The following is an 8,655-nucleotide window of genomic DNA, read 5'->3' as shown; positions in this document are numbered from 1 at the left end:
GTTCCCGCCCCCCGATCGCAGCACTCGCGACGCTGGCGCTCGCCGTCGGCATCGGCGTCACCACAGCTCCCCCGGCCGACGCCGCCCCGGACCCGCGGACGTCGCCCGCGCCCAGGCTGGACGTCGAGTTCCCCGAGGAGGAGCAGCGCATATCCGGAGGAGACGTCCCCTTCCACGGGACCGTCCGGCTCGACGACGCACCCGACCAGATCACGCGCGTCCAGTACGTCGTGGACGTCTCCGGCTCCACCGCGTCCCCGCTGCAGGACTGCAACGGAGACGGAGTGCGCGACGCGCTCGACGACTTCAACGGCGACGGGCGGTTCGGCGACGTGCTCGACTGCCAGATCTCGGCGGTCGTGGCGCTGAACGCCGACCTCCGCGGCGTCCCGGGCTCCGCCGAACACACCCGCGTGGGCCTGACGGCGTTCGGCTCGACCGCCGCGGTGGCCCAGATGGTGCGCGACGAGGACATCGACGCGGAGCTCGACGACGCCACCTTCATCGCACCCGGGACCACGGGCGACGGCAAGGACGTGATCCCGAACGTCAACGTCGTCGCGAGCTCGCTCCGCATGGGCGTTCTCGGCGAGTACGAGCGCGCGAGCGTCGGATCGGGGACCAGCTTCGACGCGGCCCTCAGGGCAGCACTGGACTCCCTGGAGCCGCACCCCGGACCGCGGTGGATCTTCCTCCTGTCCGACGGCCAGGCCACCGTCAGCCCGCACACCCTGAACCGTGTCGCAGCCTCCGGGGTCGGGGTGCGGACGTTCGCCGTCGGGAACGGCGCCGGCACCGCACCGTGCGCGGCGCCCGCCGCTCTCGCCCAGATCGCGGCGGCAGGCTCCGACGCGTGCGTGCGGGTGGTCGACCCGGCGTCGCTGACGACCTCGCTCCTCGCGTCGCAGCCCGGTTGGCTGGACTCGGTCGAGGTGGAGGTCGACGGGCGCACGGTCGTCGCGGACATCGACCCGATCGGCGGCTGGTCCGTCGTCGTGCCTGGACTGGACGCCGGGAACCATCGCGCCATCGTGACCGCGACGCTCACCGACGGCCAGACCGTCACGACGATCCGCGAGTTCCGCGTCGCCGACCACATCTCCTACGTCGCGCTCGGCGACTCGTACGCCTCGGGCGAGGGGATCCGGCCCTACCTCGAGGGGCCGCAGGACAACCTGTGCCACCGCTCGTCCGGGTCGTGGCCGGGGATGGTGTCGGTCCCCGGCTCCACCGCCCCGCTGTCCACGCGAAGGGACGCGAGTTTCCAGTTCCTGGCGTGCTCCGGAGCACGCATCGTGAACCTGGACACCGAGCCGCAGCCCAAGAAGATGTGGTCAGGAGGGCGCATCGAGATCCCGCGGCAGCTCGACCTCCTGCGACGGGACGCGGACCTCGTCACGCTGAGCATCGGTGGCAACGACCTCGGGTTCGCGCCGATCATGATTCACTGCTTCACCTCGCTGGAGTGCCAGGACCACCGCTTCATCACGACGTCCTCGGACACGAACGTCAGCCTCGACGACTGGATGGCCGTGCGCCTGGCGCTGGTCGGCAACGAGCTCACCGGCACCTATCAGGCGATCCGCTCCCGCGTCAGCGCGGACACCGCCGTCGTCGCCACCACCTACCCGCGCCTCGTGAGCGACTGGGACAACGCCCACGCGGCGTGCTCGCCGCTCATGCTCTCCAAGGACGAACGGCGGTGGCTACGCCGTCAGGTGGACGCGTTCGCCGGCATCGTCCAGGACCGGGCACGCCGCGCAGGGGCGGACGTCCACGTCGCCGACGTGCGAGACGACTTCGACGGACGCAACTTCTGCGACCGTGGCTCGGCCATCATCGGGCCGACCCTGTGGCGACCCTGGACCGACGTGGAGTTCGGCTTCACCAGCGCGGCGAGCTTCCATCCGACCGAGCGCGGGGCTCGGCTCTACGCGGCTGCGGTCGACGACACGCTGCGCTACGACGTCGACGTCCCGGGGACCAGCGCGATCCGTACCCTCGCCGAGGCGAGCAGCCTCCCGACGTCGACCACCGGCGCCGCGATCTCACCGGTGTCCACACGTGCCGTGCCCGCGTCCGTCCGCTCGACGACCGTCCGGACGGCCCCCGATCCCGTGACCGATCCGGACGGCCTGCTGGCGACCTACCCGGACGACGTGGTGTCGGCGGTCGGGAGCACCGCATTCGCCGACGTCGCACTCGGGAACGGTGCGGGTCTGGACGGGTCACCCGCATGCGAGCACGTCGTCACGCGCGAGATCGTGCCGCTCCGCGCCCTGGGGTTCGACCCCGGGAGCACCGTGACGGCGACGACCCGGGCGATCGGTCACGACGACGAGACGTGGCCCGACGAAGTCGTGAGCGAGCACGTCGTCGCCGAGGACGGCCGGCTCGAGTCCGAGATCGTCGCACCGCCGATCACCGGAGAGGGGATACTGACCGTCAGCCTGTCCGGCGTGGGGCCCGGGGGCGGACCCGTGATCGGCACAGCGCTCGCGTCGACGTCCGACGACCCCGAGTGCGCGGCACTCGTGCAGGCCGCCGGGCGGATCGCGCCGGAGGGCGACGAGCGCCCGCTCCCCGACTCGTCCCCGACTCGTTCGGCGGCGGCCGACGACGGCGCTGCCGACCGGCACGCCCTCGGGACAGCAGACGCCGTCGACGAGGCGTCCACGACGCCCGCGGGCCTGGCCCTCACGGGTGGCGCGCTCCTCGTGGCGCTCCTGGTCGCGGCGTCGGCGATCGCGGCCTCGGGTGTCGTCGTGCTCCGGCGCAGGGGCCGGAGCAGGACGGGTGCGTGAGCGCACCGCGCCGTCAGCCCAGGTCGACGTCCTCGCGGCCCGCCTCCCGCGGCACCCCGTCGGCGACCTCCAGGTACGGCCCGCTCACGCTGACGCTCATGTCCTGGCCGCCCGGGTCGGACCCGGAGACGTCGAGGCCGTCGCGCTGCCCGGAGGCCCCACCGATCGGGTTCACCTGGACGTCGGTGACGCCGGCGTCCTCCAGAGCGGCGACCAGGTCGTCGGTGTCCGCCTGGGCGCCGACCGCGATCACGGTGACGCTGTACCGCCGCCGGTCGACGACGCCGTCACCGCCCATGTCGAACTCGCCGTAGGCCTCCTGGACCTGCGCGCCGAGGGAGTCGAGGACGCCGGGGAGCACCTGCCGCGCGGCGTCGAGCACCTCGTCGCGGCTGGCGTCCAGGTCGTCGGCGGTCGACCCGCCGCCGCCCCCGCACCCCGACAGGGCCAGCGCGGACAGCACCACGACGGCTGCGGCCGCGCGCACGCGACGGTTCACCACTCCGGCCTCCGGTCCTCGAACGACTGCGGGTCGCGGGTCGCCTCGGGGTCGACCGGGCCGTCGTACCAGGGGTCGTACGAGTGCTCGGCGGCGATGACCTGGTCGTAGTCCCCGACGACGATCTGCCCGATGTTGTACAGCGACTCGGTGCCCGGGTCGAAGTACTTGGTGTGGTCGCCGAAGTTCCGCATGACGTCGGCGCGGGTGGTGGACTCGGCCTGGAACCGGTTGGCGCCGAAGTCGTCCTCGACGATGTCGTTGCCGAGCCCGGCGCCGCCGAGCATCCAGCCGCCGGCCCAGCCGTCGTCGGCGAGCGCGGCGACCAGGTCGCGGCTGTTGTTGCCCGCCCAGACGTGGTCGGCGCCCACGCCGAGCTCGGAGGCGTGCTCCACGCCGCCGCCGGCGCCGGGGCTGCCGACCAGCACGATGTCGTCGGCGGCGAGCCCGTGGTCGGTCGCGCCGTGCGCGGTGGTGGTCGAGCCGTAGCTGTGCCCGATGACGGTGAGGTGCGCGGGGTCGCCCTCGCGGGAGGCGCGCAGGCCGTCGATGTACCGCGAGAGCAGCGCGCCGCCCTCCTCGGCCCGGCCCTCGGTCGCGACCGTGGCGGAGTCCCAGTCGCTGGGGGCGTCGTAGCCGATCCACATGATCGAGGAGGCGGTCGAGTACGGGTCGGAGAGCCGCGCGGACTCGTAGATGTTGTAGGCGGCGTCGGCGTTCCCGCCGGCCTCGGTGCCCCGGCTGGTCAGGCCGGGGACCATCACGGACACGTGGTCGGCGGTGTCGGGGTTCCCGAACGCGATCGCGACCTTCCCGTCGCCGCCGAACGCCGTGGCGTCGTAGAGGTGCAGCAGCGGCACCAGCGGCTCGCCGGTCACCGGGTCGACCTTCTGCGCCCCCTCGTCCAGCGCGGCCTGCGCGGCGCGCGCGTTGTCGAGCGCCTGGTAGTCCTCGAACAGCCGCTCGCCGCGCTGCTCCCGGAGCTCCATCGCCTCGAGGTCGGTCTCGAGCAGCAGCCGGTTCGCCTGGTCGCGGGCGAGCGCCGGGATGCCGTCGGTGTTGCCGACGAGCTCGGGGCGGGCCGCGAGGACGGCGTACTGCTCCTCCTCGGTCAGCGACGCCCACCACGCGGCGACCTGCTCCGGGGTGCCGCCCTGCGAGGGCGACCCCGGCCGGCCGAGGGCGTCGTCGGCGAGGTCGATCTGACCGGACACCGCGGCGCGCGCCTGCGCGAGCGTCGAGTAGGACGAGAACGCGTCGAGCATGGCCTGCTCCGCGGTCGCGAGGTCGCGCACCAGGGCGTCGACGTCCGCGACCACCCCGTCGCGCCGGGTGGCCAGCGAGGCCGCGCGAGCCTGCAGCTCGGCGACCGCGGCGTCGTCCACCTCCCCGGCGGACCGGACGTCGGCGTCCAGGTCCTCACGGGCCGCGTGGTACGACGACCGGGCCTCGACCAGGTCGGTCCGCCGGCGGAGCAGGTCGGTCAGGGCCTCGGCGTAGTCGTCGGCCGCCCGGGCGACCTGGCGGAGCGCGACGCCCATCGCCTGGGCGTCAGCGCCCGCGGCCCGGACGTGCCGGCCGTACGCGGTGGCAGCCTCGCCGGTCCAGCCGTCGAGGGTCGCCGAGTCGAGCGCGAACGTGTCGAGGTCGTCCAGGTTGACCGCGCTGGCGAGCAGGTCCTGGGCGAACGCGGCCACGGCGGCGGGGTCGCCCTGGACGGCGGGGATCGCGTCGATCGCGGGCGGGATGTCGATGGTCACCGTGGTCACGGCGTGCCTCCCAGCCAGCTCTCGAAGGTCTCCTGGGCCGCGACGTCGGTGATCGCGTACGCCTGCTGGGCGTCGCGCAGCTGGGTGCCGATCTCCTCGGCCCGGTCGGCGACGTCACCCAGGACGGTGCCCCACGCGGACGTCCACGACGCGGCCGCCCCGGCGACGGCCGGGGTGAAGCCCGAGGTGCCGGCGTCGGCCACGCGGTCCCGCGCGGTGCGCACCCGGGACCCCTGATCGGTCCAGTCGTCGGCGGACAGCCCGAGGGTGTACGGGTCGACCTGGATCTCGTCGCTCACCGGTCGTCCTCCGTCCCGGCGACCAGCGCGCGGGCGGTCGCGGTCGCGACCGGCAGGTCCCGGCCCCGCACCGTCACCAGGACGGCCGCGTCGAGCCACGCGACCCGGACCGTGCGGTCGTCGTGCGCGGCGAGCAGCAGCGGGGTCGCGCCCGCGCGGTCCAGGTGGCCGTCCCAGCCGTCGGCGCGCAGCCGGGCGGACAGGGCGCGGCCGACGGCGATCCCGGCCTCGGGGCCGTCGATCGGCAGCCGCGCCTCCGCGACCGGCACGACGTGCGACGCCGGGGCGCTGCGCCAGGTGGCGCGGGGGACGGGTGCGGCGTCCGCTGGGCCGGCGGCGGCGAGCAGCCCGGCGAGGACGGCCTCCACCCGGGACCGCTCGGCGTCCAGCGCGGCGTCGGTGACGGGGACCGGCGCGTCGGCGGGCTCGGGCGCGGGTGCCTCGGGCGGGAGGACGACGACGTCGACGTCCGGGTGGCGCTCGTGGACCACGCGCAGCAGCGGGGCCTGCGCGAGGGCGTCCTGCGGGTCGGTCACGGCGTCACTCTAGGGGGACGTGGCCGCGGCGGCGCGGGGTTCGGCCGGCGGAGTCCACCCGGGGGACGGCCGGACGCGCAGCGGGAGTCGCCGTGGCGGCCCGAGCCGTCCCCACCGCCATGACCTGCTCGGACGGACGAACGGCCGCTCCCGCGTCCTGCTAACCTCCGGCCGAGCACGATCGAGGGGGCAGCTACCGGATGACGGAGTTCCAGGTCGACGCCGCAGCGCTCCGGGCCGAGGCGCCCGGCGTCGCTGCGCTCAGCGGGCCGCTCGACGCGGCGCAGACGGCGGTCGCGGGCGCCGGTTCGGTGGCCGGCGTCGCCGGCCACGAGCTGGTCGCCGAGGGCCTCCAGGCGTACGCGGCCTGGTGGACGCAGGCGATCAGCGGGCTGTCGAGCAGCGCCGGCGTCATCGCCGACCAGCTCACGGCGACCGCCGACGACTACGCCGCAGCCGACGACCGGGTCCGCGGGCTCCTGGCCGACACCGCCGGCCCCCTGGCGGCTCAGCCGTCCTCGGGCGGCGCGGACTACGCCCGGCGTCTCGGCGGCCCGCTGTGACCGCCATGCGGCTGGACGGTGGTGGCGGCGTCGCCGCGGCCGCCCGCTACCCGCGACCGGTCGGCGACGCGGCAGCCTTGCGCGGCGCGGCCGCCGACCAGCGCACGGCTGCCGGGCGCTGCTCCGACGCCGCCGGGCAGTGCCGCAGCAGCGCCGGGTCGGTGGGCGCGGTGTGGTCCGGGGACGCGTCGGCCCAGGCACTGGTCAGCCTCAACGGGTTCGCCGCCCTCCTCGACGAGGTGGTCGCCGGCACGACGACCGCCGCCGGTGCGCTCGAGGCGTACGCGGCCGCGCTGGAGACGATGCAGGGGGTGGCCGACCGGCTCGAGGCGGAGCACACGACGCTCCTCTCGCGGTACCGGTCGACGCTCGCGCAAACCTACCCGGACGAGGCCGAGGCGCTGGACGCGTCCTGGCAGGCCCAGGCGACCTACGCCGACGGCGTGGCCGACCTCGACCAGCAGTACGCCACCGCGGCACGGACCTTCGACGACGCGGCGCTCGCCTGCCTGCGCTCGCTGGAGTCGACGCTGCCGTCCTTCATCCGGGGGCACAACGAGAGCCTGGACGACTGGGTCGAGGGCATGCTCACCGAGTGGGCGACGCGGGTGCCGGTGCTCCGCGACCACATGGGTCTGGTCCGCGGCGCCGTGTGGGCGTCGAGGACGGCCCTGCCCGCCGCGCTGATCGCCGCGGTGACGAAGTCGATCTCGCTCGGCAAGTTCCTCAACAACCCCGTCGCGAGCCCGCTGCGCGGCGTCGGCCTCCTGGGCAGCTTCGTCGACAGCCAGATCGGCCAGCGGCTCCCGCAGTACACGCAGTTCCTCAACGGCGAGCTCGGCCGGTTCTCGCAGCTCGTCATGGGCACCGACCGCACCGCCAACCTCGCGAGCATCGCCGCCAATGAAGGGCTCGGAGCGGCCGCCCGCACCTCCGGTCTGCTGCGCGGCGCCGGGATCCTGGGTGGCGTCGCCGCGACCGGGATGAGCGCCGCGAACGTCATCGCCCAGGGGAACCCGGTGGACGCCTTCCGGGAGAACGGCGCCGCGTACGTCGCCGACGTCGCGGAGGTCGGCTTCAACGCCAGCCTGACCGCGGCCATGATCGCGCCGAACCCGGTCACGGTCGGCGCCGTCGTGGTGACCGGGGTCGTCTACGCCGGGGCGGAGGTGGTCGCGAACTGGGACGAGATCACCGAGTTCGCCGGCGACGCCGTCGACCTCGCCGGCCGCGGGTACCGGGCCGCCGCCGAGGCGGTGGACCACGTGGCCGACACCGCGACCGACCTCGCGCGCGACGCCGTCTCGTTCCTGAACCCGTTCGACTGAGAGAGAGCTCCACCCGTGCCTTCCGTCGACTCCGGGCGCCAGCGCGTCCGCCTCTCCGGCGCGCACCTGGACGTCGCCGCGCGCGTGCTGGAGGGCCGCCCGGTCACCGCCGACCTGGCCGTCGCCCGTGACGAGCTCCAGGACGCGGGGCTGCTGCCGGGCGGCGCGACCCACCCCCTCCTCGCCGATCTGATCCGCGATCTCGCAGCCGCGCAGGTGACCCTCGACATCGAGGTCGCGGGACGCGACGGCACGAGCACGCACGGCGCGGTGCTGACCGGCTCGCGCTGCTGGCTGTCCCAGGGCTGGGTCGGCTCCGAGGAGAGCGAGTACGCGCTGATCGACCCCCGGCTGCTGCCGTCCGCGGTCGGTCTCGTGATCGGGCTGCACCAGCACGGGGAGCCGGCCGGCGCCGCGGCCGAGGTGCGCACGACGCTCGAGGGCCTCGACGCCGCGTTCGCGGCCCGGGGCGACATCGAGGCCGCCCTGGACGGCGGGGCCGACCTGGCCGGCGTCGCCGGTGCCGTGCGTGACGCGGTCGCCGCACTCCCGGCGGGCTCGCCGGAGCTCGGTGCCGTCGTGGCCGCCGAGCGGTGCGCGTGGCGGGTGACCTCCGCGTCGCGCGCGGGTGCGGACGTCGTCGTCCGGGGACTGGCGGTCCTGGACGCCCGCGAGCACGGCCTCTGGGAGCGGGTCGCACCGGCCGAACCGCTCCGGGACGGACGGCCGGCCCCCGACACCGAGGTGGTCCTGGTCCGCCGCACGCCCGCCGACCTGTGGCGGTCGCTCGGGGCGCTCCTGCCCGGTGGCGGCGCACGGTGACCGAGCTCGTCGGGCAGCAGCTCCGACCCGGGGAC

The 8,655-nt window shown here is 75.2% G+C and carries 8 protein-coding genes; 4 read left to right on the top strand and 4 right to left on the bottom strand.

Going from position 1 to position 8,655, the window contains the following annotated elements:
- Nucleotides 1-2,804, top strand: a 2,804-nt coding sequence (locus G6556_RS14820) for a GDSL-type esterase/lipase family protein (protein WP_166942982.1), incomplete at its 5' end; no start/stop codon positions are given.
- A 13-nt stretch (nt 2,805-2,817) separates the two neighbouring features.
- Here G6556_RS14820 and G6556_RS14815 read toward each other — a convergent pair.
- Genes G6556_RS14815 through G6556_RS14800 form a run of 4 tightly spaced genes read right to left on the bottom strand, consistent with a single transcriptional unit; the run spans nt 2,818 to nt 5,907 of the window.
- A complete protein-coding gene (locus G6556_RS14815; RefSeq protein ID WP_166942979.1) occupies nt 2,818-3,303 on the bottom strand; it encodes a hypothetical protein in 486 nt (161 codons plus the stop codon).
- Nucleotides 3,300-5,072: an alpha/beta hydrolase gene (locus G6556_RS20270; RefSeq protein WP_166942976.1), complete on the bottom strand. Its 1,773-nt coding sequence runs from the start codon at nt 5,070-5,072 to the stop codon at nt 3,300-3,302. The genes G6556_RS14815 and G6556_RS20270 overlap by 4 nt, the downstream gene beginning before the upstream one ends.
- Nucleotides 5,069-5,371 carry a hypothetical protein gene (locus tag G6556_RS14805; protein WP_166942973.1) on the bottom strand — a complete coding sequence of 101 codons (303 nt, stop codon included), beginning with the start codon at nt 5,369-5,371 and terminating at the stop codon, nt 5,069-5,071. The genes G6556_RS20270 and G6556_RS14805 overlap by 4 nt, the downstream gene beginning before the upstream one ends.
- Complete coding sequence (locus G6556_RS14800) at nt 5,368-5,907, bottom strand: hypothetical protein (RefSeq protein WP_166942970.1); 540 nt, start codon at nt 5,905-5,907, stop codon at nt 5,368-5,370. Before G6556_RS14800 ends, G6556_RS14805 begins: the two co-directional genes overlap by 4 nt.
- Before the next feature lie 200 nt (nt 5,908-6,107).
- Between G6556_RS14800 and G6556_RS14795 the strand changes: the two genes are divergently transcribed.
- The 3 genes from G6556_RS14795 to G6556_RS14785 are packed head-to-tail and all read left to right on the top strand — an operon-like array spanning nt 6,108 to nt 8,620.
- Nucleotides 6,108-6,470: a hypothetical protein gene (locus tag G6556_RS14795; protein ID WP_166942967.1), complete on the top strand. Its 363-nt coding sequence runs from the start codon at nt 6,108-6,110 to the stop codon at nt 6,468-6,470.
- Nucleotides 6,467-7,798 carry a hypothetical protein gene (locus G6556_RS19205; protein ID WP_205693536.1) on the top strand — a complete coding sequence of 444 codons (1,332 nt, stop codon included), beginning with the start codon at nt 6,467-6,469 and terminating at the stop codon, nt 7,796-7,798. Before G6556_RS14795 ends, G6556_RS19205 begins: the two co-directional genes overlap by 4 nt.
- Before the next feature lie 15 nt (nt 7,799-7,813).
- On the top strand, nt 7,814-8,620 hold the full coding sequence (locus G6556_RS14785) for a hypothetical protein (protein WP_166942964.1): 807 nt from the start codon (nt 7,814-7,816) through the stop codon (nt 8,618-8,620).
- Nucleotides 8,621-8,655: the final 35 nt, after the last annotated feature.

The sequence above is a fragment of the Cellulomonas sp. IC4_254 genome (genome assembly GCF_011603975.1).
Taxonomy (GTDB): Bacteria; Actinomycetota; Actinomycetes; order Actinomycetales; family Cellulomonadaceae; genus Cellulomonas.
The sequence above is the reverse complement of the archived record's forward strand: the minus strand, read 5'-3'. Positions and strand labels throughout refer to the sequence as shown.

Coding starts and splice junctions, on each gene's coding strand:
- G6556_RS14795 (WP_166942967.1), top strand. CDS start 6,108: ATGACGGAGTTCCAGGTCGACGCCGCAGCGCTCCGGGCCGAGGCGCCC.